The 22985-nt window shown below is 48.1% G+C and carries 23 protein-coding genes; 10 read left to right on the top strand and 13 right to left on the bottom strand.

The annotated features are described in order from the left end of the window. Positions 1-17 precede the first annotated feature (17 nt). Positions 18-848 carry a glycosyltransferase gene (locus KWJ01_RS12700; RefSeq protein WP_224996824.1) on the bottom strand — a complete coding sequence of 277 codons (831 nt, stop codon included), beginning with the start codon at positions 846-848 and terminating at the stop codon, positions 18-20. A gap of 149 nt (positions 849-997) precedes the next feature. Here KWJ01_RS12700 and KWJ01_RS12705 point away from each other — a divergent pair, with 149 nt between their 5' ends. The 5 genes from KWJ01_RS12705 to KWJ01_RS12725 all read left to right on the top strand — a co-directional run bounded on the left by KWJ01_RS12705 (position 998) and on the right by KWJ01_RS12725 (position 7354). Beyond that, positions 998-1723, top strand: coding sequence for a glycosyltransferase domain-containing protein (locus KWJ01_RS12705; protein WP_224996825.1), 726 nt, complete (start codon positions 998-1000; stop codon positions 1721-1723). A gap of 71 nt (positions 1724-1794) precedes the next feature. Next, complete coding sequence (sucD, locus tag KWJ01_RS12710) at positions 1795-2685, top strand: succinate--CoA ligase subunit alpha (protein WP_224996826.1); 891 nt, start codon at positions 1795-1797, stop codon at positions 2683-2685. A 507-nt stretch (positions 2686-3192) separates the two neighbouring features. Further along, entirely contained in the window at positions 3193-4473 is a 1281-nt protein-coding gene (locus tag KWJ01_RS12715) for a DUF5723 family protein (protein WP_224996827.1), read from the top strand. A gap of 3 nt (positions 4474-4476) precedes the next feature. Further along, positions 4477-6543: an OmpA family protein gene (locus tag KWJ01_RS12720; protein ID WP_224996828.1), complete on the top strand. Its 2067-nt coding sequence runs from the start codon at positions 4477-4479 to the stop codon at positions 6541-6543. A gap of 202 nt (positions 6544-6745) precedes the next feature. After that, positions 6746-7354 (top strand): carboxypeptidase-like regulatory domain-containing protein, encoded by a 609-nt coding sequence (locus tag KWJ01_RS12725; protein WP_224996829.1) that lies wholly within the window; start codon positions 6746-6748, stop codon positions 7352-7354. Between the two features lie 289 nt (positions 7355-7643). Here the strand turns inward: KWJ01_RS12725 and rny are convergent, their stop codons facing one another. The 5 genes from rny to KWJ01_RS12750 form a co-directional block, all read right to left on the bottom strand. Beyond that, positions 7644-9206, bottom strand: coding sequence for a ribonuclease Y (gene rny, locus KWJ01_RS12730; protein ID WP_224996830.1), 1563 nt, complete (start codon positions 9204-9206; stop codon positions 7644-7646). Positions 9207-9334: 128 nt separating this feature from the next. After that, positions 9335-9619: a cell division protein ZapA gene (locus KWJ01_RS12735; protein ID WP_224996831.1), complete on the bottom strand. Its 285-nt coding sequence runs from the start codon at positions 9617-9619 to the stop codon at positions 9335-9337. Between the two features lie 15 nt (positions 9620-9634). After that, positions 9635-9931, bottom strand: a complete 297-nt coding sequence (locus KWJ01_RS12740) for a hypothetical protein (RefSeq protein WP_224996832.1) — start codon at positions 9929-9931, stop codon at positions 9635-9637. A gap of 6 nt (positions 9932-9937) precedes the next feature. Continuing rightward, positions 9938-12382 (bottom strand): phenylalanine--tRNA ligase subunit beta, encoded by a 2445-nt coding sequence (gene pheT / locus KWJ01_RS12745; RefSeq protein WP_224996833.1) that lies wholly within the window; start codon positions 12380-12382, stop codon positions 9938-9940. Positions 12383-12447: 65 nt separating this feature from the next. Further along, entirely contained in the window at positions 12448-13068 is a 621-nt protein-coding gene (locus tag KWJ01_RS12750) for a DUF1684 domain-containing protein (RefSeq protein WP_224996834.1), read from the bottom strand. Between the two features lie 209 nt (positions 13069-13277). On the opposite strand from KWJ01_RS12750, the gene trxA reads away from it, so the two are divergent. The 4 genes from trxA (at position 13278) to KWJ01_RS12770 (ending at position 15856) form a co-directional block, all read left to right on the top strand. Further along, the gene (gene trxA, locus KWJ01_RS12755) at positions 13278-13577 is read left to right on the top strand and encodes a thioredoxin (protein ID WP_224996835.1); all 300 of its coding nucleotides are present in this window, start codon (positions 13278-13280) and stop codon (positions 13575-13577) included. A 155-nt stretch (positions 13578-13732) separates the two neighbouring features. Next, the gene (locus tag KWJ01_RS12760) at positions 13733-14896 is read left to right on the top strand and encodes a lycopene cyclase family protein (RefSeq protein ID WP_224996836.1); all 1164 of its coding nucleotides are present in this window, start codon (positions 13733-13735) and stop codon (positions 14894-14896) included. After that, complete coding sequence (locus KWJ01_RS12765; RefSeq protein WP_224996837.1) at positions 14896-15498, top strand: hypothetical protein; 603 nt, start codon at positions 14896-14898, stop codon at positions 15496-15498. Before KWJ01_RS12760 ends, KWJ01_RS12765 begins: the two co-directional genes overlap by 1 nt. 154 nt (positions 15499-15652) lie before the next feature. Next, positions 15653-15856, top strand: coding sequence for a hypothetical protein (locus tag KWJ01_RS12770; RefSeq protein ID WP_224996838.1), 204 nt, complete (start codon positions 15653-15655; stop codon positions 15854-15856). On the opposite strand, the gene KWJ01_RS12775 is transcribed toward KWJ01_RS12770, so the two are convergent. The 7 genes from KWJ01_RS12775 to KWJ01_RS12805 form a co-directional block, all read right to left on the bottom strand. After that, positions 15851-16882, bottom strand: coding sequence for a hypothetical protein (locus KWJ01_RS12775; protein ID WP_224996839.1), 1032 nt, complete (start codon positions 16880-16882; stop codon positions 15851-15853). The genes KWJ01_RS12770 and KWJ01_RS12775 overlap by 6 nt on opposite strands. Before the next feature lie 166 nt (positions 16883-17048). Beyond that, positions 17049-18158: a molecular chaperone DnaJ gene (gene dnaJ, locus KWJ01_RS12780; RefSeq protein ID WP_224996840.1), complete on the bottom strand. Its 1110-nt coding sequence runs from the start codon at positions 18156-18158 to the stop codon at positions 17049-17051. Positions 18159-18167: 9 nt separating this feature from the next. Then, positions 18168-18773, bottom strand: coding sequence for a nucleotide exchange factor GrpE (locus KWJ01_RS12785; protein WP_224996841.1), 606 nt, complete (start codon positions 18771-18773; stop codon positions 18168-18170). Positions 18774-18875: 102 nt separating this feature from the next. Beyond that, positions 18876-19880, bottom strand: coding sequence for a GTPase ObgE (gene obgE, locus KWJ01_RS12790; RefSeq protein WP_224996842.1), 1005 nt, complete (start codon positions 19878-19880; stop codon positions 18876-18878). Between the two features lie 127 nt (positions 19881-20007). After that, positions 20008-20586 (bottom strand): adenylate kinase, encoded by a 579-nt coding sequence (locus KWJ01_RS12795; protein ID WP_224996843.1) that lies wholly within the window; start codon positions 20584-20586, stop codon positions 20008-20010. An 81-nt stretch (positions 20587-20667) separates the two neighbouring features. Next, positions 20668-21195, bottom strand: a complete 528-nt coding sequence (gene hpt, locus KWJ01_RS12800; protein WP_224996844.1) for a hypoxanthine phosphoribosyltransferase — start codon at positions 21193-21195, stop codon at positions 20668-20670. 59 nt (positions 21196-21254) lie between these two features. Further along, complete coding sequence (locus tag KWJ01_RS12805) at positions 21255-22169, bottom strand: aminopeptidase (protein ID WP_224996845.1); 915 nt, start codon at positions 22167-22169, stop codon at positions 21255-21257. A 166-nt stretch (positions 22170-22335) separates the two neighbouring features. Here KWJ01_RS12805 and upp point away from each other — a divergent pair, with 166 nt between their 5' ends. After that, entirely contained in the window at positions 22336-22983 is a 648-nt protein-coding gene (upp, locus tag KWJ01_RS12810; protein ID WP_224996846.1) for a uracil phosphoribosyltransferase, read from the top strand. The last annotated feature ends 2 nt before the right edge of the window (positions 22984-22985 follow it).

Genomic DNA, 22985 nt, shown 5'->3' on the forward strand with positions numbered 1-22985 from the left:
TAGTGATAGTAGCAGAATTAAGTTGTGCTGGCCTTTTTAACGCCAAATGGTGTAAAGGCAATCTTATCCTGCTTTACCTGCGCCAGTATGTCTGCATTAACGGTGGGCCTTTGCAGTTTTCGGTGGTAGAGGTGGTACTGAATGGCATAGTTTTTTACACTCCTGAACCCTTTGCCTGCCCAGCGAAGCCGTAATTCCGGATCAGTATCCTCTCCTACGGCAGGGGCAAGGTAGCGTTCGTCAAAACCATTAATATCCAGCAGGTCTTTTTTGTAGAGGCTGAAATTGCAGCCCAACAGCCCTTTAAATTTCTGTGAGAACAGCACTTCAAATGCTTTGCTGGGGAGGTAAATGCCCTTTTCGGCATCGCGGGTTTTGCCCAATACGCTGTCTGCAAAGGTGCGAAGTGTAAAACCAGCACCAATGGCGCCGGCTCTTATGCGTTCTGCTGTAAGCCAGTTGGTGAGCTGCTCCGAAAGGTTTACGCGCCTGCCCGAAAGTACAACCCCTTCCTGGCGGTGCTGGAGGTGGGCCTCTACATAATTGGGGTGTGGCACACAGTCGCCATCAACAAAAATCAGGTAATTGCTCTCGGCAGCCATTACTGCTTTGTTGAGCATAATGGTTTTGCGGAAGCCCACATCTTCGTGCCACAGATGCTTGATGCTAAGCGGACTGCGCTGTTTGTACTTTTCTATGGAGGCAATAGTTTCCTGGTTAGAGCCGTCGTCGGCCAGAATTACCTCAAAATTTTTGACGGTCTGGGTTTCCAGGCCGGCCAGTACCCGCTCCAGGAACTCAAATTTATTATAGATAGCAATGATGATGCTGGCTAGAGGTTTCTGCATAAAATTGTCTGCTTCAGTCCGGGAGAAGTTTCAGGCGGTAATAAACTTTCACCGGCTTGCAAATATATTGATTTTGCCCATGCCTACTGGCAGGTACTGTTTTACAATTCCCTAACAAATGATAAATTTGCCATTATTTATCAGTAAACATGGCAAGGCTGGTAGTTTACACATCGGTTTTTGGCAATAAGGAAGGACTGTTACCACAACCAAAAAGCAGGGATGTGGATTATGTATGTTTTGCAGACAATGAGATGCGCGTGCCCAGGCCATGGCAGTTAAAGCTAATAGAGCCGGCAGTACCCGGCGATCCTGCCCGTAGTTCAAGAGCACCAAAGTTGATGCCCCACAGTTTTCTTCCAGACTACTCCTACAGCCTCTACATAGATGCTAATTTTTTGGTTCGGGGTAATTTTGCTCCTTTTGTGCTGTCACTATTGCCCAAAAAGGCTTTCTGGGCTTTTGGACATGGCCGCAATTGTATATATGATGAGCATCAGGCCATAATAGAAAAGTATCATCGCGAAGGGGTGCTAAAAGATAATTTTGAGGTTATGCAACGCCAGATAGACAGGTACCGCCAGGAAAATTTTCCCCCTGGCTTTGGGCTGATTTCCGGAGGGGTACTTATGAGAAACCACCATCATCCTGAGGTTGCAAAAGCCGGGGAACTTTGGTGGAATGAGGTGAAAAATGGCAGTCGCAGAGATCAGCTTAGTTTTAATTATGTTGTCTGGAAAACAGGACTTGACTACGGGGTACTTCCCGGCGATTTACGAAAGCATAAGCATTTCTATATGATTGGAATTCACCGGAAGGATTATAAATGGAAGTATTTTAGATATCGGTTCAAGCACTTCCTTGGCCTTGTGTAGTGGTCTGAAGAGTTTTACCTTGATAAAACCGCCCTTTTTTCTATTTTTGTGCAAACGAAAAACTTCCGCTAATGAGTGTTTTGGTAAATAAAAACTCGAAAGTGATCGTACAGGGCTTTACAGGCTCTGAAGGTACTTTCCATGCCGGCCAGATGATTGAATACGGCACGAATGTAGTTGGTGGCGTAACCCCTGGAAAAGGTGGTCAGACGCACCTTGATAAGCCAGTATTCAACTCCGTTGCAGAGGCTGTTGAAACTACCGGCGCCGATGTTTCTATTATTTTTGTGCCACCGGCTTTCGCAGCTGATGCCATTATGGAGGCTGCCGATGCCGGAATTAAAGTGATCATTGCCATTACCGAGGGTATCCCGGTAAAAGATATGATGATTGCCAAAGAATACCTGAAAGGTAAAGAGGTACGCCTGGTAGGCCCTAACTGCCCGGGTGTTATAACGCCTGGCGAAGCAAAAGTTGGTATCATGCCTGGTTTTGTATTTAAGTCAGGGCGCGTAGGTATCGTTTCCAAATCCGGAACGCTAACCTACGAAGCAGCCGACCAGATTGTAAAAGCAGGTCTTGGTATTTCTACTGCCATAGGTATTGGTGGCGACCCTATCATTGGTACGCCTACTAAAGATGCGGTAGAGCTGCTGATGAACGACCCAGAAACTGATGCCATTGTAATGATTGGCGAAATTGGTGGTAATTACGAAGCTGTAGCTGCCCGCTGGATCAAGGAAAATGGTAATAAAAAGCCTGTGATTGGCTTTATTGCCGGCCAGACAGCGCCTCCAGGCCGCCGCATGGGCCATGCTGGTGCTATTATCGGTGGTGCCGAGGATACGGCAGCTGCTAAAATGAAGATTATGCGTGAGAACGGAATTACCGTTGTAGAATCACCTGCCGAAATTGGTGCTGCAACTGCCAAAGCTTTAAAAGAAGCTGGCCTTGTTGCTTAAGTAATTAGTAAATTAAATGTAAGAGCCTGTTCCATAGCCGGAACAGGCTTTTTTTTATGATAATAATTTCTAATGACAGCTTAAAAGGAATATAATTAATTGAAAAAATATTACTAATTTCGGAATATGGTCCTAGCTCCGGTAAGAAGTGCCGGAGCATTAACGAACATGTTTTACCCCACAAAGCTTCTCTGAATAGCCACCCTTCTGAATGCTGCCTCCAAAGAGGGCAGCATTAATACCTATAGCCTCTACCTCTGCTGGCAGCTTCTATTTAATTTATGTGATGTAACATTTGCCTTACAATTGCCGCAGTTGGTTTCCCTGCACCTCATAACTTTGTGCTTAGCATGATTATGGGACTATAAGCCAATGAATATCAAGTCTATAATCTGTTCTGATACTATCCATATCAATGTTTAAATGAAACACCTTTACTTAGTTCTTTCCTTGTGCTTGTGCACAATGGGGTGGGCGGGTGCGCAGCAGGAAACAACCCTAAGTACCATGCGAAGCCTGCCGCAGGCGGGTTATACTAACCCGGCCTTTGTACCCACGCAAAACTTTTACCTGGGCCTGCCCGGTATATCATCTGTAGCAGGCTATGGTGGTTCCAACAGCCTTTCTTATCAGCAAGTAGAAGAGCTCAATATTGAGGATGACTTCTCCGGAAGAAATTTACTGGAGCTGCGTGCAAAGATGAAAGACAAAAACTGGTTTTCTACTGGCGCAGAAATTGATCTTTTATCTGCAGGCGTTCGTGCAAATGCGCGTCTGTACCTGCGCTACCGGCTGAGCACCAAAGTGGCAGTGCAGACAATGCTGCCGCGTGAGCTTGCTTTGCTGGCAGATGAGCAGTTCCTGAAAACTACCAATACGGTGGTGCTGGCGCCCTCTGTGCAGGCAATGGGCTACCTGGAGAATTCAATTGGTGCATCTTATGTGATTGACCGGAAATTTACCGTAGGGGCCAGCATAAAAAGGTTAAATGGTATTGCAAATGTGCACACCGATGAGCTGGACATGACCCTTCGCTCAAAACCAACAGAAGGCTTAATGGAGCTGGAAGGTGGCTTGCTTGCTTATACCTCAGGCTACGAGTTTGATGAGGATGATTCGGAAGAGGAAGAGAGCGAAACAAACTATGAGTACATAAAGAACAGGTTAAAAGACAATGGAGGCTGGGCGGTAGACCTTGGTGTTACCTATCAGCTTAGCGATAAGCTTCAGCTTGGGTTGGGTATTCTGGATCTTGGTACCATCAACTGGAAGAACAGTGCTACTGAATTCAGGGTAAACAGAGCCACTGCAACCTTCGAAAACCTGAATGAGGAAAGCCTTAATGAAGAAAATTACAGGGCCGAGGCTTTTGCCGACAGTGTGGCAAAGTATTTTGAACCACAGGAAAATGCAATCAGCAGCTACCGCACGGGCATTCCGAGCAAAAGCTATCTCAATGTAACTTATGAGCTGCACCGCAGTGTGCATGCCTCAGGTATACTTTTCGCCTATAAGTATAAAGACAGGTTTATCCCTGGCTTTACGGCAGCTGTTAACAAAGAATTTGGCCGCAGGCTGGGTCTCTCTGTAAGCTATACTGCTATCAATGGTTCTTACTCGAATGTAGGGGCAGGATTTAGTTTAAGGCTCACGCCATTTCAGTTGTATGTGGTGAGTGATAATGTGCTTGGCGGCATTGATTATGAAAATGCCAGAAACGTAAATGTTAGAGCCGGCCTGAACCTGGTATTTGGTACAATTAAAAAACCTACTAAGCTTCCTTACTAAGCCATGAATTTCCCGATAAAGCATTTATATAAAGCAGCACTCATGGTGTTGCTGACGAGTGGAGCTGCCCGTGCACAATCGAACTTTGCACCTCAGAGGGTTGAAGAGAGCATCAACAGTACTTATGCAGAGATAAACCCTGTTCTGTCGCCTGATGGAAATGAGCTGTTCTTTGTAAGAGCCAATCATCCGCAAAATGGTTTTGGCGAAAACGACAGTGAAGATATATGGTACAGCAAGCGGGGCGAAGATGGAAAATGGTCTGAGGCGGTGCGTATTCCGCAGCTTAACATTGGCCGTTACAATGCCGTTTGGGCCGTTACCCAGGATGGCTCTGCCGTGCTCATACAGGGGCAGTATAACAAAGACGGTGATTTCTGGAAGAAGCGTGGCTTTTCACTGGTACGCCGCACTGCTTCCGGTGAGTGGGAGAAACCAGTCAAGGTATCGCTGGCAAAGTTCAATAAGAAGAACAGGGGCCTCTACACTACAGCCTATCTTACACCTGATGGCAGGCACGTGCTCATGAGCTTTTCCAATAAGTTCAACAGCAAAAAGAGCAGGCTTTATGTGAGCCATGAAGAAGTGCCGGGTTTTTTTGATAAGCCCAGAAAAATAAAGATTAAGCAGGGTAGTGCCCTGCATGCTCCTTCTGTATCGGCCGATGGGAAGAAGCTTTATTACACCAGTAGCCAGTCTGGCAACTCCGATGTCTGGGTAGCAGAGCGTTTGGATGAATCATGGCGGAAATGGTCGGAGCCCAAGCCAGTGCAGAGTATCAATACTGCAAACTGGGAATCTTACTTCCGTACCAACGTTAAAGGAAGCCAGGCCTGGTATGCTGCAAGAGCAGAAAAAGGCAGTAACCCTGATCTATATACCATAAAGCTGTTCGAAGAAAACCCCTTTATCGTAGTTTCAGGTCAGGTGATCAACAAAAAAACAAACCTGCCTATTACCAACCTGACCGAGGTTGCCCTTTATGCAAATGATTCCCTGGAGAATTCGCTTGTAGTGCGTGAAGACGGCAGCTATACCATGAAGCTTCCGCTCGGTAAAAACTACCAGCTAAAGCCACAGCTGGCCCATTACGATGCCGATCCTGCATCTGTAAAAGCCGACAGCCTGTTTGAGTATACAGAAACCAGCCTTAACCTGTATTTTACCCCATGGACGGTAGTAAAGGTAAGTGGAAAGCTGCTTGAGCGCAGTACACTCGCACCTTTCCCGGCAGAGGCAAAAGCGCGCCTGCTGGTAAACGGAAAAGAACCTGATTCGCTGGTGATGAACCCTGCAACAGGTGAATATTCGCTGTGGCTGCCCTATGGCAAAAATTACCAGCTGCAGGTACAGGCAAAGGGGCATAAAACAGAAGAACAACCCCTGCTGCTGGATAAGGTGAAAGCCTACCAGGTTATTACCAGGGATCTGTATGCCAGCAAAGTAAACACTGCCACTGTACAGGGGCGCCTGCTGGACCGTAAAACCGGTAAGACATTCCCGGCTGGTGTGCCGGTTAAGGTAATGCTTAATGATACGCTGCAGCTAACCATCATCGATACACTGGGTACCTATTCCGTTCCGCTTGCTCTGGGTAATGCCTATTCTCTAAGTGCCAAGGCAGAGGGTTACTACCCGATTACCGAACTAATTGACCTTTCAGGGGAAGAAAAGCAGGTAAAGGTGTACAAAGATCTGTACCTGGCTCCTGTAGAGGTAGGGGAATCTATTCGCCTGAACAATGTATTCTTTGAGAATGCCAAATCTACGCTTAAACCAGAGTCGTTCACCGAGCTGGACAGGGTGGTAACCTTCCTGCAGGAAAATCCTAATATGAAGATCGAAATTGCCGGCCACACGGATAACAAGGGCACCGCTGCTCTGAACAAAAAGCTTTCTGGCGACAGGGCCAGTGCGGTGGCTAAATACATTACCAGCCAGGGCATTCCTGCCGACCGTCTTACTTCAAGAGGCTATGGCAGCACCAAGCCAGAGGCCGATAATAAAACAGAAGAAGGCCGCAGCCGCAACCGCCGGGTGGAGTTCACCATTTTGGAGATTAAGAAGTAAATTTGCATCATCATCAACGGAAGCGCAGCTCTGAAAAGGGCTGCGCTTTTTTTTTTGCTTCTATGATTGTGTATCTTTTGCTATGGCTAAATTCCGGTTAAGCATACCCAAGCCCTGTTCTGAAAAGTGGGAGAGTATGAACCCTTCCGCTAAAGGCGCTTTTTGTAATAGCTGTCAGAAAGAGGTAGTCGATTTTACTACCATGTCTGAAAGACAGATTAAAGAATACTTTAGCAGGTCTGGTGGGCGCGTATGCGGCCGGTTCAGAGGAGAGCAGCTGGCACTGCCCTACAATACTGTAGCAGCTACACCTGCCTGGAAAAGGTGGATGGTAGCGGCATCATTGGTGGGGCTGGGGCTGCCAGGGCTTGCTGCTGCACAGGAAAGCACTTTAGCAAAGGCCCCGGTTGAGCAGCGGGATCCTTCAACAAAGGGTAGTCATAAGGCTAAATTGAAAAGTAGCGCAGTTTCACCAGCTACTCTTGACAGTCTGCGGGTAGTAAGGGGTAAAGTAACAGACCCGAAGGGTGAGGCATTGCCAGGGGTATCTGTACATTTAAAAAACACTTCCTATGGTGCTGTTACTGATAAAGATGGCGTATTTGAAATCAGATTTCCGGATAACATTCCTAATCCTGAACTCAGGGTTTGTTTCATAGGCTATGAGACGGAAGAAGTAAAGCTAGGACCAACTGTAAGCTCTATGAACGTTAAGCTGGAGGAGGCTGTGGAAAGCTTGGGAGAAGTGGTGGTAATAGCCAGAAAATGGAGCCCTCGCTGGCTGTGGTGGCAGTTAAGAGGCATCTTTTAGCATCGAAAATAGTAGTAGCGGATATAATATCCTTTTTATTATCTGTAAGCTACCTCTTCAATTTCTAAGATTTGCCGTCTTTTCCTCGAAGGAGAGCCTCTGTTTGCTGTTTTGCCAACATACTTCCCTTCTGATAATGTTTCTGAAAAGTCCTCGGCGGGCGGCCACTGCCTTCTCGGGGATGACGGAACTAGTAAGTCAGGCGAGATAGCCTTTAAAGCAAAAAAGCGCAGCCCTTAAGAGCTGCGCTTCGCTTTTTATAGCTGTTAGCTGTTATTTGAGTAATCGGCTACTTCGCATACGCTACAGAGCGCATTTCGCGGATTACGGTAATTTTGATCTGGCCGGGGTACTGCATATCCTGCTCAATCTTTTGTGAGATATCGTAAGACAGGCTGCTGGCCTTCTCATCTGTTACATTTTCAGCATCTACCATCACGCGTAGCTCACGGCCTGCCTGAATGGCATAGCACTTCTGTACGCCATCAAAATTAAGGGCAAGGTTCTCCAGGTCGCGCAAGCGCTGAATGTAGCTCTCCATTACTTCGCGGCGTGCACCAGGACGGGAGCCACTAATGGCATCACAGGCCTGCACAATAGGCGAGAGCATAGAGGTCATCTCAATCTCATCGTGGTGAGCACCTATGGCATTGCAAACCTCCGGATTTTCCTTGTATTTTTCGGCCAGCTGCATACCCAGAATGGCGTGTGGCAGCTCCGGCTCCTCCGGCCATACCTTGCCAATATCGTGCAGCAGGCCTGCGCGTTTGGCTAGTTTTGCATTTAAACCTAACTCTGCGGCCATGGTGGCACAAAGCTTGGCTACTTCGCGGCTGTGTTGCAGCAGGTTCTGGCCGTAGCTGGAGCGGAAACGCATGCGGCCCACCATCTTGATCAGCTCGGGGTGCAGGCCATGCACACCCAAATCGATTGCAGTACGCTCACCAATTTCTATGATCTCATCTTCAATGTTCTTGGTGGTTTTGGCAACTACCTCTTCGATACGGGCGGGGTGAATGCGGCCATCCTGAACCAGGCGGTGTAGCGAGAGGCGGGCAATTTCCCTGCGAACCGGATCAAAACCACTGATGATGATGGCTTCCGGGGTATCGTCTACAATGATTTCAACGCCTGTGGCAGCCTCCAGTGCGCGTATGTTACGACCTTCACGGCCAATGATCTTGCCTTTGATATCGTCGCTTTCGATGTTGAAAACGCTTACACAGTTTTCAATGGCATGTTCGGTAGCAGTACGCTGAATGGTTTCTAGTACCACCTTTTTGGCTTCTTTGGTAGCGGTGAGCTTAGCCTCTTCGATGATATCCTTTATGTTGGCAGATGCTTTGGTGCGAGCTTCCTCTTCCAGGGTGCTGATAAGCTGGTTACGGGCATCTTCTGCGGTAAGGTTGGCAGCTTTTTCCAGAATGGAGATCTGCTGTTCTTTTAGCTTTTCAGCTTCCTCTCGGCGACGTTTAGCCAGCTCAGTCTGTTCGTCCAGTTCAGATTTTAGCTTTTCGAGCTCTGCTTCGCGGCGGCTTACTTTTTCCTGTTGCTGTTTAATTTGCTGCTCGCGCTGTTTAAGCTTTGCTTCGTTCTGGGTAAGAATTGTCTTCTTCTTGTTTACCTCTTTCTCGAATTCAGTTTTCAGGTTCAGGTACTTCTCCTTAGACTGCAGCATCCTTTCTTTCATGATGCTTTCACTCTTGGTTTCAGCCTCTTTAACGATAAGCGCGGCTTTTTCCCTGGCTTCGTTTTCCTGTTGCTGGTATATGCGCTGCAAGAGCATGCGCCCGATAAAGATCCCTGCTACCAGCGCTATAATGGCCGTTAGCAGGACGTATATGTACTCCATTGTGGTTTTTGTTAAAATTATTTATGGGGGTTTATAATTTTAACAGCCCCGTATAGTGAATCTGGAGTGAGGCAATAAATAAGCTAGTTTATGTACTGGTGCTCTTGATAAGGGAAAATAATAGGGTACTACAATACCTGGTTCAGCAGACTGTTTAAATGGTCAAGCTTGTTGCTGATGGACTCGTCTACAGTGCCTGTTTTCGACTCCGTTTCAAAACGCTCCACGATACAATCAAACGCAACCATGGCAAGCAGGTCCTGCTTGTCATGAAGGCCAAAACGGGCGGTGTATTCACGCATCTTTTCATTGATGAGCTTTCCGGCCCTGCGTACCTTCTCTTCTTCGGCGGCACTTACCTTCATGGGGTATTCGCGGTCGCCTATTTTTATCCTTATCGAAAGTTCTCCCATAATCCTGATTTAGAACTATTCGCTCAAGTGCGCGATGCACAAATCTATTTTCTTGATATACTCGCTTAATTTTTGCTTTATCTCAGCAGATTCGCCTTCGTCGGCTGTTACTGAATTCGCAATTTTATTTATAGTTACTTTGTTTTTGAATCCTTCTACCTGTTCGTCTTTAGCCCTGAGAATCTTTTTCATCTCACCGTTCTCTTCCTGAAGACGGCTGACTTCAAGCTGCAGGTTTTGGTGCTCATTGAGCAGCAGCCTAAGCTTTCGCTCCAGGGTGGCTAATTTTTTCTCCAATGTCTCCCGCTCCATGCGTTGCTATTTTCGGATATAAGCACCAAGTTCTTTTTCAAAAGCAGCCATCAGCCGCTGCATTGTTTTATCTATCACCTTATCGGTCAGTGTTTTGTCTTCGTCCTGAAGTATAAAACTTAAAGCATAAGCCTTTTTGCCTGCCTCTATTTTATCGCCTTCGTACACATCAAAAACGCTGATACGCTTAATCAGGGTACTTTCGGCTTTTCGGGTAATCTCCTGGATCTGGTTAAAGGTAGCCCCTTTATCCAATACCAGGGAGAGGTCGCGCCGTACTTCCGGAAAGCGGGAAACAGGCTGGTACACCGTTTCCTGAATGCCCGAGAGCTGCAGCAGCAGAGCCCAGTTTACTTCTGCCCAGAACACCTCCTGCTTTACACCGGCAAGTGCTGCCAAAGCAGGTTTTACCTTACCAAGGCGAACAATAGGTTGTTTGGCAAAAGCCCGATCAATTTTCCTACCATTATACACAATTTCCAGGCCGTAGGCAAATTCTCGCTCGTGAATAACTTGTGGATAAGTATCATTTATTCCGAAACGATTGAGTAACAGCTCAATAGATAAACGAAGGTCGTGGTAGGCCACCGGACGGGCTTCCTGCAGATAATGCTCTCCTTCGGCCAGGCCAGTTATCCACATACCCACATACTTGTGCTCCTGGTACTTATTATCTTCTTTCCGGTAGGTTTTTCCAAACTCAAATAGCTTCAGATCGCGCTGCCGGTGGTTAATATTGTGTGCGATCACTTCCAGTCCGCTAAAGAGCAGCGTCTGGCGCATTACACCCAGGTCTTCGCTTAGTTTGTTCAGGATCTCTACGCTCTTCTCCTCTTCCAGAAAATCGCTTTTGCGGGCATATTCGGGATTGGTAAGAGAATTGGTCATGATCTCCAGGTAACCGTTGGCTGCCAGTAGGGCAGAGGCTTCCTGGCGCAGAATATTCTCGTCCGTTTTAGGGAATTCAGCCATGTAGCTGCTGCTAAGGCCTGCCGGCATCGGGATGTTATCAAGGCCATAGATGCGCAGCACCTCTTCCACTATGTCGGCAGGGCGTTGCACGTCTACCCGGTAAGGAGGCACTATGGCAGTAAAGCTTTCGGCAGTTTCGTCCTGCAGTTGTATATCCAGGTTGTTCAGTATTTTCTTAACTTCCTCTTCGGGTATATGATGGCCAATAAGCTCATACAGCTTCTGCCAGCGTACCTTAATGCTGAAGTTCTCAACAGGCTGCGGGTAGAAATCGGCAATATCGGAGCTTATTTCGCCACCGGCCACTTCTTTGATCAGCTGTGCCGCCCGCTTCAGGGCATAAACCGTGATGTTTGGATCGGTGCCCCGCTCAAAGCGAAAAGAGGCATCAGTCTTCAGGGCGTGGTACTGGGCCGTGCGCCTGATCCAGTCTGGTGAAAAGTAGGCACTTTCCAGGAACACGCTTTGGGTGCCCTCGCTAATGCCGCTTTCCATACCGCCAAACACACCGCCTATGCACATGCCGCCTTCAGCATCGCAGATCATCAGGTCCTGCTCCTGCAGCTTACGGTCTTTCTGGTCGAGGGTGCGGAATACAGTGCCGGCAGCCAGGTAGCGAACCACCACTTTGCCGCCGCGGATTTTATCGGCATCGAAGGCATGCAGGGGCTGACCCAGTTCGTGCAGCACAAAGTTGGTTACATCCACCACGTTGTTGATGGGCTCCAGGCCTATGCTCTGCAGGCGCTCCTTTAGCCAGTCCGGAGACTCCTGCACTTTTACACCACTAATGGTAAGGCCGGAATAGCGGGGGCAGGCTTCGGGGTTTTGCACCTCTACCTCAATATTGCGCTTGTGGTTGTCTACTGTAAAGCCAGAAACATCAGGCCACTGCACGGGTCGGTTCAGCAGCGCCTTCAGGTCGCGGGCTACGCCTATGTGCGAGGCAGCATCGGAGCGGTTGGGCGTAAGGCCTATCTCAAAGAGGTAGTCGTCTTTAAGATTAAAATATTGGGCAGCAGGAGTGCCATTGGGCAGCTGGGTATCCAGCACCATAATGCCGGCATGAGAGGTGCCCAGGCCAATTTCATCTTCGGCACAGATCATGCCCTCTGAGGCTTCGCCCCGTATCTTGGCTTTTTTGATCTGGAAGGGCTCACCACCGGTAGGGTACAGGGTGGCACCAACGGTGGCTACCACTACTTTCTGGCCTGCTGCTACGTTTGCTGCTCCACAAACAATGGGTACTACCCCGCCGCTGCCAATATCTACCGTTGTGAGGCTAAGGCGGTCGGCATTAGGGTGCTGCTCGCGTGTTAGTACTTCGCCAATTACGATGCCTTCCAGGCCGCCGGGAAGTCCTTCCTGTTTTTCAACGCTCTCTACCTCCAGTCCGGAGGAGGTGAGCAGCCGGGCTATTTCTTCCGGCGATTCTTGTATATCGATATACTGGCGTAGCCAGTTATAAGAAATTTTCATGTGCAGCAGTTAACGTGCAGAATTCGCAAAATTAAGCATTTTAAAGGATTGCCGAAGCGCAAACCTTATTTTTCGTAGCTTTTTTCGCCGGCTTCGATGGCTACCGGCAATATGTTCTCTTTAGGCGGTAGCGGGCAGGTGTAGCGCTCGTTATAGGCACAGTAGGGGTTATAGGCCTGGTTAAAATCCAGCACTATTTTATTGCCTTCGGGATCGGGCACCTCCAGGTAGCGGCCGGCACCGTAGGTTTCGCGGGCGCTGGTTTCGTCGGCAAAGGGCACAAAGAGGTGGTTGGTTCCGTCGGTAGACTGCAGGATGAGCAGCTTCAGGGGCTGGTTGTTTAGCTGAAAGTGCGCCCAGCCCCAGCGTTTATAAGTCTCGGCGGTGCCGGTACTGGTTTGTATCTGCATGTGCTCCTCCAGCGGATTTTGCTCCAGGCGGGCATTGATCCGGTACTCGTGTTTTATCGGGTAGTATTTCAGCCCCTTAAAGCTGCTGCGCTCTTCTTCAGGAATAGGAGAGTCTTCTGCTGCTTTGAAAGTTTTATCTTTATCGTAGCGGTCAAATTCTATTCTTTGCTGATAGACCTCCGGGTCTTCGCCAGTGTTGCTGCTCTGCAGCAGGGTATATACAAAAATGGCCATCAGTCCGCCAAAGACCAAAAAGCCTATAACGCGTTTACTCATGTTGCAAAGGTAGGGCTAATGGAGTAATGTGCTAAATTAATGGGCTATGAATGTGTTTATGAGGGGCGGTTGGTGCGCCTGTTTTGGGTAAGATTTTTTAGTTCTGGCTCAGCTCTCTTTAACTTTGCATAGCAGCACTACCCTCTTTCTTAAAAGTGAACAAGAATGGGTTGTTTTGGTGTTTAATGTGCAGATAAACTTTTATGCTTATGAAAGGAGATTTCAATGAGCTGGTGCAGGGGAACACCCCGGTGCTGGTAGACTTTTACGCAACCTGGTGCGGACCCTGTAAAATGATGCCACCCATTTTGGATGAGCTCAAGAGCCAGGTAGGTGATAAAGCTAAAATTGTTAAAATAGATGTAGATAAAAACCAGGCGCTGGCCAGTCATTTTAAAGTAAGAGGTGTGCCTACCCTTATGCTGTTTAAAAATGGCAAGGTGGTGTGGCAGCAGTCTGGTGTGCAGCAGGCGGCGCAGCTCAGGCGCGTAATTGAGCAGCACGCCTAGTTTCATGAGTAAATTTTAAGGCAGCCATACCAGAAGAGCCTGCCTCAGCGTTAATGCTATAGTTAAGGTTCTAACTGAAAGGTTGATGATGAAGGTTCAGTAACAGTTAATCTGTTGCTGAACTTTTTTATTTTGCAGCTCTGTATCGTTTTTCTTTGGCGAATCAACAACAATACGACTTTATTATAGCAGGTGCCGGTGCGGCCGGCTTAAGCCTGGCCTGGCACCTAACACATTCCCCAAAGCTTAGGGAGAAGCAAATCCTGCTCATAGACCGCTCTGCTAAAACCGAAAACGACCGCACCTGGGGCTATTGGGCAAAAGGCGCTGAGCCATTCGATGATTATGTAAGCTGGCAATTTAAGGATGCCGAATTTTTCAGCCGCTACTATACAGATGTAATTTCCCTGGCGCCCTACAGCTATCGGGTGCTGGAGGGCAGGCGATTTTATGAAGTTGTCAGGGGCTGGCTGGGGCAGTTCCCGAATGTTCACTGGCTGCAGACTTCCATAGAGGGTTTTGATGATACAGACAATGGCGCATTTGTTTACACCGGCGCAGGTTCCTTCAGGGCTCCATGGATATTCAATAGTTGTTTTCTTGGGGAGGCCCTGAAAAAGGCTGCGCAAAAAAGCATCAGCCTTAGACAGCATTTTAAGGGTTGGGTCATAGACACTTCAGTGCCTGCCTTTCAGCCAAACCTGCTACGCCTCTTCGATTTCAGAACGCCGCAGCAGGGCTGCTTAAGATTTTTTTACCTGATTCCGCAGAGCCCTACCCGGGCACTGGTAGAGTACACCCTGTTTTCGGATAGTTTGCTGGCGCCTGCTGCCTACGAGCAGGAGCTAAAACGATACATCCGGGAGGTGCTGCAGCTTAATGAATATTCCATAGTAGAGGAGGAGTGGGGGGTAATTCCTATGACAACCTACAGCTTTCCTAAAAATCGGGGGCAGCATATCCTGAACATTGGTTCAGTAGGAGGCGCCTCCAAGCCTTCTACCGGTTATACCTTCAGGCGCATTCAGCAGCAGTGCAGCGAAATTGTGCAACTGCTGGAGGAGGGAAAGCGGCCGTTGCCGGAGAGCACACCCTTAAGGCACAGGTTGTACGATGCTACAATGCTGAACATACTGGATAGGCAAGGTGATGAAGGTGAGGCGGTGTTTGCACGCTTGTTCGAGAAAAACCCGGTGCAGCGCCTTTTTAAATTCCTGGATGAAGAAACCAATGTTGGTGAGGAGCTGCTCCTGATGCAAACAGTAAATAAGCCGCTATTTCTGTTAAGCATGCTCAATCTTACAATAAAGCATGCCTGATGCTGAACCTCCCGCAATTTGCCATTGCTGGTGTTGATTATGGCAGTAAACTGGCAGGTACTACTGTTATGGCTGTGCTGGTGGCCGGTGAGATAAAATTATTTTCAAGCCGCAAAGGAGAAGATGCAGATATTTTTTTAGCAGGCCTGACGGAGGAGTTCAGGCTCCGGAAAGTATTTATTGATGCCCCGTTAAGCCTGCCGGGGGTGTACAGTGGGTTGCAGCATTGCACCGATTATTTTTACCGGAAGGCCGACAGGGAGCTTCGGGCCATGTCGCCCATGTTCCTGGGAGGCCTAACTGCAAGGGCCATACAATTGAAAAATAAGTTGCTACCAAGTAAAGTGCAATTTTTTGAAACCTACCCCTCGGGTTGGGTACGGTTTTTTGCAACAGAAGCAGTGGGTTACCGTAGTAAAGCAGAGGAGCCTGCAATATTTTGTCAAAAAAATGTAGAAATACATTCACTAATCACACGGCCTTTTGCAATCTCCAGCTGGCATCATGCCGATGCGCTTATAGCGCTTATGTGTGGCTTACGCTATGAGAACCAGGTGCATACAACTTATGGTAATCCTGAAGAAGGAGAAATTGTAATCTAAGTTGTAACAATTATCTCTCATTCATTACAGCGTAAGGTCTGCATGTCAGGCATCTAAACTTTTGCTACTATTTTTGAAGAAAGTTATAAACATTTTATCAACCTTGTTCGTATAAATGTGGACAAGCCTGTTTATAACTTTTTTAACTAGCTGAATGGCAACCACAAACACCCCTATGCTTATGGTAGCGCAAGAGATGATGAACAGAGGCGAGCAATTACATTTGCTAAAAAGCTACAGCCGTTACATGAAACTCTGCAAAAGCGGATTTCCAGCGCATGATGCACGTTTTATGACTGGTCTTAACGATGAAGACGTGTTCAAAAAAGCCTCTGAGATTTACAAGAACTACTTATAACTTCATTTTCTGAAGTAGCAGCGAGAGGCTGTTTTGTAAAATTTCTCCCATGTTCCGGCATTTCTCAAATTCCGGGTCATCATAATAATGCGCCAGATCTGTGCGCAGGTGTTCAATATTTTCTTTTGGTGCCAGTTCGTCCATTGTCATGGTGCGGATTAACTTCTTGATGGTAGTGCTGGAGGTATTGATCCTGTTGGCTATCAGGGTTCTTTCCTCACGCTGGTACTGGCGCATGGTTGTAGGGGTCATGTTCCTGAGTCCTATTTCAATGATAGGATTATTCTGTTTGAAGTACTGCGGCATATATACGCCCCGTCGCCCTTCGTAAGACTGCTGGTCAAAATCTATCGCCCTTATCCTGTAATGCACTTCCTCAAAATCGGGCGTTACCTCAATTACAAAGTTGCTGCTGTGCATATCGCCCAACAGCCTTACAAAGCAGCGCTCATTAAACTTTACAAACTCCTTTGCCAGCCGAATTTCATTTAAGGTATGTTCATGCAGGTACTTTTTAATGAACTGGTCTCCCGGTATGCCTGCAATATGCTCTTCTATCAGTGTCTGGTCGTGCACCACAAAGTTGATGTGGTTGGGAGATAGCAAATGCTCCAGCTCCAGGCCATACACCCGGGAGGCGTCTGCCACTTTTATATAAAAGTAATCGAAGTTATCATTGATGTTGTTTACAATGCGTACCCTGAATGGTTTGGTGTTGCCATATACGCATAGATCTACCCGCTCAATAGAAAGGTGATCAACAATCGATAAATCGCCCTGGGTCTTAAGCTGTGCATAAATCACCTTCAGGCTGTGGTAGATCCCCTCCATTTCTGACTGAGGGTAAAAAACAGTTTCCCATAGCGTGTCGGCTCCAAACCTGTCGTAAAGCGGAATAGAATTATCGTAACGCAGCAGGTCTTTGTAGGAGAGGGGTAATTCTGTTTCCCGGTTCTGGCTGCGCAGGTAGGTACGCAGGTGCTGGCTAATGGAGTATATCTTTTTCTTTTTGCTGATCAGGGCCATGGTGGGTATGAGGTTTCGGGTATCAGAAGACTTGTGTTTGCATACTCAATGCAGCTTTTTCAACACGAAAGGAATGTATGCTTGTTTGGCAGATTGGTACTTGCATTCAAAGAAAAAGCCGGCTGCTGAGCCGGCTTAATTTACTTAATTATATAAGAATTACCCTTTAAAAGAACTCACGCATTCTGTCAAAGAAGCCTTTTTCCTTTTTGTCAGGTGTGGGATCAAAGTTCGGAGATTCCCTAAGCTTCTCCAGCAGCTCGCGTTCTTCGCGGGTTAGCTGTTGTGGGGTCCAAACGTTGATCTGGATCAGCTGATCGCCGGTTTCGTAACCATTGATGTTTTTAATGCCTTTGCCGCGCAGGCGCAGCACTTTACCGCTTTGGGTACCTGGTTCTATTTTTATTTTAGCCTTGCCATCAATGGTTGGCACCTCTACAGAGGTACCCAGGGCGGCATCGGCAAAGTTCAGGTACAGATCGTAGGCAACGTTATTGCCTTCGCGCTTCAGCTCTTCGTGCTCCTGCTCTTCTATTACAATCAGCAGGTCGCCGGGATAACCACCGCCCGGAGGCTCGTTACCCTTACCCGACATGCTTAGCTGCATACCTTCGGCTACGCCTGCAGGTATGCGTATAGAGATAATCTCTTCTTTTTGCTCCAGGCCGGTATTGTCTACACCCGTAGGCTTCTGGTCTATTACCTTGCCGCTGCCATGGCAGGTATGGCAGGTATTGGCAGATACCATCTGGCCCAGCATGGTGTTTACCACTTTACGGATCTGGCCGCTACCGCCACAAGTCTGGCAGGTTTTGTAGGTAACACCTTCGGCTACTACCAGTCGTTTCACCTTTACCTTCTTCTCTACACCAGCTGCAATTTCATCAAGCGTTAGCTTAATTTTAATGCGCAGGTTGGAGCCTTTACGCCGGCCACCACGGCCGCCGCCGCCACCAAAGAAGCTTTCAAACGGATTGCCTCCACCACCACCAAAGATGTCGCCAAACTGGGAGAAGATATCATCCATATTGCCACTGAAGCCACCGCCATTGCCCATGCCGGCATGGCCAAACTGGTCGTAGCGCTGGCGCTTATCGGGGTTACTAAGTACCTCGTAAGCTTCTGCTGCTTCCTTGAATTTGTCTTCTGCAGTCGGATCATCCGGGTTTTTATCCGGATGGTATTTAATGGCAATCTTCCGGTAAGCCTTTTTAATTTCTTCCGGAGTTGCAGATCGGCTTAAGCCTAATATTTCGTAGTAATCGCGTTTAGCCATAGTTTTGCCTTATGCGCCAATCACTACCTTGGCAAATCGAATAACTTTATCGCCAAGGGTGTAGCCTTTTTCTACCACGTCCACCACTTTACCTTTAAGTGATTCGTCAGGCGCGGGTATTTGGGTAATAGCTTCCTGATATTCAGCATCGAATTCGCTGCCGGCTTCAACCTGCATTACTTTAACACCTTTTCGCTCCAGCGCACTTTTAAACTTGTTATAGATAAGCATCATGCCTTCTTTGGTGCTGTCGCTTTGGGAATTGTCTTTCTCAAAGGCCTTGATGGCACGCTCAAAGTCATCGAGCACCGGCAGCATGGCAGAGGCCATTTCTTCGTTGGCGGTGCGGGTAAGCTCCATTTTTTCTTTAGCAGTACGGCGCCTGAAGTTTTCAAACTCCGAGTAAAGGCGCAGGTATTTTTCTTTCTGCTCCTCCAGCTCGCCTCTGCGTTGTTCTTCTTCTACTTCAGGAGACTGTGCCTGGTCTGACACATCACTTTGCGTGGGTGTCTCTGTGTCAGTAAGGGCAGCATGTTCGCTATGCTCGCTGGCAGTTTGGGCGCCATTGGGGCGTTCGTTTACAATATCTTTATCTTTATCTTGATCTTTACTCATATCAACTACAATTTTCAGAACAAAAAGAGTTGCACAATTATTTTGCCAAAGGGGGTGAGGTGTCAAATTGGCAGGGGTGAAAGTTTTGATTTAATCACTCCCTCACTCCCGCTCCTCTGTATGCAGCGTTCTCCAGATTAAATCCTTTAGTTTATCCAGGTTATAGCCGGTTACGGCAGAAATAAAGATGGTGGGAAGTTCGGCAGGGAGTTCCTGCTTCATTTCTTCCATCAGCTCTTCGTCGAGCAGGTCGCTTTTACTGATTGCCAGAATACGTTGCTTGTCCAGGAGCTCTGGGTTAAACTGCTGCAGCTCGCTGATAAGAATGTTGTACTCCTTGCGCAGGTCTTTGGCATCGGCCGGAATCAAAAAGAGCAGAATAGAATTGCGCTCTATGTGGCGGAGGAATCGCAGGCCAAGGCCGCGGCCTTCGGCAGCACCCTCAATAATGCCCGGAATATCGGCCATTACAAAAGAACGGTAATCTCGATAGGGCACTACACCCAGGTTGGGTACTATGGTAGTAAAGGCATAGTCGGCTATTTCTGGCTTGGCTGCCGACACAGAGGCCAGCAGTGTGCTTTTGCCTGCATTCGGAAAACCCACCAGGCCAACATCGGCCAGTAGTTTTAGCTCCAGTACAATCCACTCCTCCCTGCCGGGCTCGCCTGGCTGGGCGTAATGGGGCGCCTGGTTGGTAGGCGACTTATAATGGCTGTTGCCCTGGCCGCCACGGCCGCCGGGGGTTAATATTTTTTCCTGCCCGTCTTCGGTTATCTCAAACAGGATTTCGCCAGTTTCGGCATCTTTGGCAACAGTGCCCAGGGGTACTTCCAGAATTTCGTCTTTGCCCTGTGCGCCGCTGGAGTTCTGGCCAGAGCCTGCCACGCCGTTTTCGGCAATTACGTGCTTGCGGTATTTTAAGTGCAGCAGGGTCCAGAGCTGCGAATTACCCCTTAGTATGATGTGGCCGCCACGACCGCCATCGCCGCCATCGGGGCCGCCCTTGGGTACATATTTCTCCCGCCTGAAGTGTACAGAACCGGCTCCGCCGGCCCCGGAGCGGGAACAGAATTTTACGTGATCTATAAAGTTGGACTGTGCCATAGTGTTCAGCAGGCTATTTTAAGCCTGCACATATATATGTACAAAAAGTGCTGCCCTTTGGTTGGGGCAGCACATAGATGAAAGTTTTATTTGCATCAGGCTTCAGGCAGTTTTTTTGCTCTGCAGCCTATTTTGCATGCTCTTCAATTTTGCTGCAGATGTTATCAAAGATCTCATCAATGCTACCCACACCCTGTATGGGTATGAATTTATCCTGCTTTTTATAGTATTCGGCCACGGGCAGGGTTTCATTCCGGTACACCTGTATACGGGTGTTGATTTTTTCCGGGTCCTGATCGTCGGTACGGCCGGAGACTTTGCCTCTTTCCACCAGGCGGCGTTTCAGTTCTTCTTCGGGTACATCCAATGCCAGCATGCAGCTGATGCTTAGGTCAAGCTCAGTCAGCATTTCGTCAAGTGCTTCTGCCTGGGGTACTGTGCGGGGAAAACCATCGAAGATAAAGCCCTTGCTGTCTTTATGTGCTTCAATCTTTTCGCGAACCATCCCAATTACTACTGAGTCGGGTACCAGATGGCCCTGGTCCATATAGGTGCGGGCAAGCTTGCCCAGCTCAGTACCATTGCTAAGGTGCATCCTGAAAAGGTCACCCGTAGAGAGGTGCTGCAATTGATATTTCTGGATCAGTTTTTCGCTTTGAGTGCCTTTACCGGCACCTGGAGCGCCAAACAAAACAATGTTCAGCATAATAGACGATTTTCTGCCCGGGGGCTTCTTTTTAGAAAGGGTTCAAAGATAAGCTTATCTGCTAAATTAAAAAAGTACTAATTAGTTCGCCAGTGAATAGATATCGTTCAGGTTTCGGCCCTGCCCGTCATAATCGAGCCCGTAGCCTACCACAAACTTTTTAGGTATCACAAAGCCTACATACTTTAAATCTATTACCTCTTTGGTTGCTTCTGATTTGTGAAGTAATGTGGCTACCTCCAGCGACTTGGGGCCAAGCTCCTGCAATTCGTTCAGCAGGTGGCGCATGGTAAGGCCGGTGTCTACAATATCTTCTACAATAATCAGGTGGCGGCCAAAAATATTTTCCTCCAGCCCAATGAGTTCTTTTACACGCCCTGAGCTCCTGGTGCTTTTGTAGGAGCTAAGCCTGATAAAGCTGATTTCAACCGGGATGTTCAGGTTGCGCATCAGGTCGGCGGCAAACATAAAAGAACCATTCAGTACTGCCAGCAGCAAGGGGGTTTTACCGGCATAATCTACGTTAATGCGGCTAGCCAGCTGGCTAATGGTTTCCTGAATGCGCTTGCTTTCAAGATAGGGAACAAATTCTTTATCCTTAATGATCATAGGGCCAGGCTTTTGCTCTTCAGGCTTTTGCAGTTTAGGGCAAACATATAAAAATTCTTTTACAGCTTCTCCATCAGGTAACCGTAAAGCTGCAACATGCAGTCAATATCATGCTTGTGCACTATTTCATCAGGGCTATGCACATTATCTTCGGGTGCGCCAATAAAGCACCAGTCGAAAGGATAGGGCGAGATCTGCAGTTCGCGCCCATCGCTGGAGCCGCCGCCCTCTACCTCCAGCTGGTAGTCTATGCCGCTTTCGTTTGCCAGTGCTATGATGCGATTAACCCAACTTCGGCGTGGTATGTTGCGGTCGCGCATGGAAATTACCACACCCCCGCCGGCATGCACCCCTTCTGTTACCCAGGTAATGTCTGATATCAGTGCCTGCTGTACGCCATACTCTTCATACAGAATACGGGCAATGATGGGTACGGAACCACCGCCATGCTCCTCCCAGCTGGTAAACGCAATAACACCATTTTCCAGTTCCTCGCATAGTTTAAGGGCATTGAACACTCCCAGGCGGTTATCCATATAGCAGCACTGGATGCTGTCTTCCTCCTCGCGCCAGTGTGCTTTAAACACAAGGCTGGTGCCTCTTTCTATTGCCCTGCCAAATCTGTAGCTCAGCTGCCCCTCTTCTTCAACCAGTGTACATTCTATGGGTCCCAGGCTGTCGCTTCCCGTTAAAACGTAGCCTGTTTCGGCATGGGGGCCACCAATGGGTACCAGCTGGTTCTGGTAGCGTACGGTAAAACCTATGCTGTCCATGTGTGCAAAAACGGCAGTGCGGGGCTTGCCAAATACCAGCATAAAGGCATCCTGCAGCTGGGGACCTGCTATAATTTTTGGCTGTACCTTCCACTTAGGACTTTGCTTGCGAATGTAGGCTAGCAGGAATTCTTTGAGTGTTGCTTCTTCGCCGCAGGGGGCATGTATCTGGCAGAGTTGTTTGAGTAGTGCAAAGTTCATAAGTCGGAAAAAAAAGTAAAGTAGTGGAAAATTATACGAACAGTAGCAGAGCCTGAAGGATTAATTTAAAAAGTTACTGCCTTGGCAGGCTTTTGCAACACCGTGCCTGATCACAAGGTTGCAAGAGGCTGCGGCATTATTTAGCTTAGCGTTTTTTAATTACGGCATGTTTATATTGAACAGAGAGCCTTCTATTGCCAATCAGTACCTGGCAGAGCTGCGCGATACGCAAGTACAGAAAGACCGACTCCGCTTCAGGCGTAACCTGGAGCGCCTGGGGGTGCTGTTGGCTTATGAAATATCTAAAGCACTTACCTACCAGCAGCAAAGCATTCAGACACCCCTGGCCGAGTGCATGGTAGATTTACCTGCCCAGCAGCCGGTGCTGGTGCCAATTCTTAGGGCAGGCATTCCTTTTTACGAAGGCTTCAGCCAGGTTTTTGACAGAGCTGATACCGGTTTTATAGGGGCTTACCGTGCGCCACACACCAGTGCCGAAGACCTGCGGGTGGAACTAACCTACCAGACTGCTCCATCGATCCAGGACCGTACCCTTATTGTAATAGACCCTATGCTGGCTTCGGGAAAATCTATGGTACAGACACTGGAGGCACTTTGTGCACAGGAAACTCCCAGGCACATTCACATAGCAGCAGTTATTGCTGCGCCAGAGGGTGTAGCCTACCTCAGAGATCAGCTTAAGCTGCCTTATACGCTTTGGGTTGGAGCTCTTGATGAGCGATTGAATGAAAAAGCGTATATAGTGCCGGGTTTGGGCGATGCCGGAGACCTTTCGTATGGAGAAAAACTTTAAGT

The sequence above is a fragment of the Cesiribacter sp. SM1 genome, from assembly GCF_020178975.1.
Classification (GTDB): domain Bacteria; phylum Bacteroidota; class Bacteroidia; order Cytophagales; family Cyclobacteriaceae; genus Cesiribacter.

What these genes read in the sequence shown, in the direction of transcription:
- KWJ01_RS12750 (WP_224996834.1), bottom strand. Translation starts at nt 13,068, where the DNA reads ATGAGTAAACGCGTTATAGGCTTTTTGGTCTTTGGCGGACTGATGGCC.
- KWJ01_RS12715 (WP_224996827.1), top strand. Translation starts at nt 3,193, where the DNA reads ATGCGAAGCCTGCCGCAGGCGGGTTATACTAACCCGGCCTTTGTACCC.
- obgE (WP_224996842.1), bottom strand. Translation starts at nt 19,880, where the DNA reads ATGGCACAGTCCAACTTTATAGATCACGTAAAATTCTGTTCCCGCTCC.
- pheT (WP_224996833.1), bottom strand. Translation starts at nt 12,382, where the DNA reads ATGAAAATTTCTTATAACTGGCTACGCCAGTATATCGATATACAAGAA.
- dnaJ (WP_224996840.1), bottom strand. Translation starts at nt 18,158, where the DNA reads ATGGCTAAACGCGATTACTACGAAATATTAGGCTTAAGCCGATCTGCA.
- KWJ01_RS12765 (WP_224996837.1), top strand. Translation starts at nt 14,896, where the DNA reads ATGCTGAACCTCCCGCAATTTGCCATTGCTGGTGTTGATTATGGCAGT.
- sucD (WP_224996826.1), top strand. Translation starts at nt 1,795, where the DNA reads ATGAGTGTTTTGGTAAATAAAAACTCGAAAGTGATCGTACAGGGCTTT.
- KWJ01_RS12700 (WP_224996824.1), bottom strand. Translation starts at nt 848, where the DNA reads ATGCAGAAACCTCTAGCCAGCATCATCATTGCTATCTATAATAAATTT.
- KWJ01_RS12725 (WP_224996829.1), top strand. Translation starts at nt 6,746, where the DNA reads ATGTCTGAAAGACAGATTAAAGAATACTTTAGCAGGTCTGGTGGGCGC.
- hpt (WP_224996844.1), bottom strand. Translation starts at nt 21,195, where the DNA reads ATGATCATTAAGGATAAAGAATTTGTTCCCTATCTTGAAAGCAAGCGC.
- KWJ01_RS12705 (WP_224996825.1), top strand. Translation starts at nt 998, where the DNA reads ATGGCAAGGCTGGTAGTTTACACATCGGTTTTTGGCAATAAGGAAGGA.
- KWJ01_RS12775 (WP_224996839.1), bottom strand. Translation starts at nt 16,882, where the DNA reads ATGGCCCTGATCAGCAAAAAGAAAAAGATATACTCCATTAGCCAGCAC.
- KWJ01_RS12770 (WP_224996838.1), top strand. Translation starts at nt 15,653, where the DNA reads ATGGCAACCACAAACACCCCTATGCTTATGGTAGCGCAAGAGATGATG.
- KWJ01_RS12795 (WP_224996843.1), bottom strand. Translation starts at nt 20,586, where the DNA reads ATGCTGAACATTGTTTTGTTTGGCGCTCCAGGTGCCGGTAAAGGCACT.
- KWJ01_RS12785 (WP_224996841.1), bottom strand. Translation starts at nt 18,773, where the DNA reads ATGAGTAAAGATCAAGATAAAGATAAAGATATTGTAAACGAACGCCCC.
- upp (WP_224996846.1), top strand. Translation starts at nt 22,336, where the DNA reads ATGTTTATATTGAACAGAGAGCCTTCTATTGCCAATCAGTACCTGGCA.
- trxA (WP_224996835.1), top strand. Translation starts at nt 13,278, where the DNA reads ATGAAAGGAGATTTCAATGAGCTGGTGCAGGGGAACACCCCGGTGCTG.
- KWJ01_RS12735 (WP_224996831.1), bottom strand. Translation starts at nt 9,619, where the DNA reads ATGGGAGAACTTTCGATAAGGATAAAAATAGGCGACCGCGAATACCCC.
- rny (WP_224996830.1), bottom strand. Translation starts at nt 9,206, where the DNA reads ATGGAGTACATATACGTCCTGCTAACGGCCATTATAGCGCTGGTAGCA.
- KWJ01_RS12740 (WP_224996832.1), bottom strand. Translation starts at nt 9,931, where the DNA reads ATGGAGCGGGAGACATTGGAGAAAAAATTAGCCACCCTGGAGCGAAAG.
- KWJ01_RS12720 (WP_224996828.1), top strand. Translation starts at nt 4,477, where the DNA reads ATGAATTTCCCGATAAAGCATTTATATAAAGCAGCACTCATGGTGTTG.
- KWJ01_RS12805 (WP_224996845.1), bottom strand. Translation starts at nt 22,169, where the DNA reads ATGAACTTTGCACTACTCAAACAACTCTGCCAGATACATGCCCCCTGC.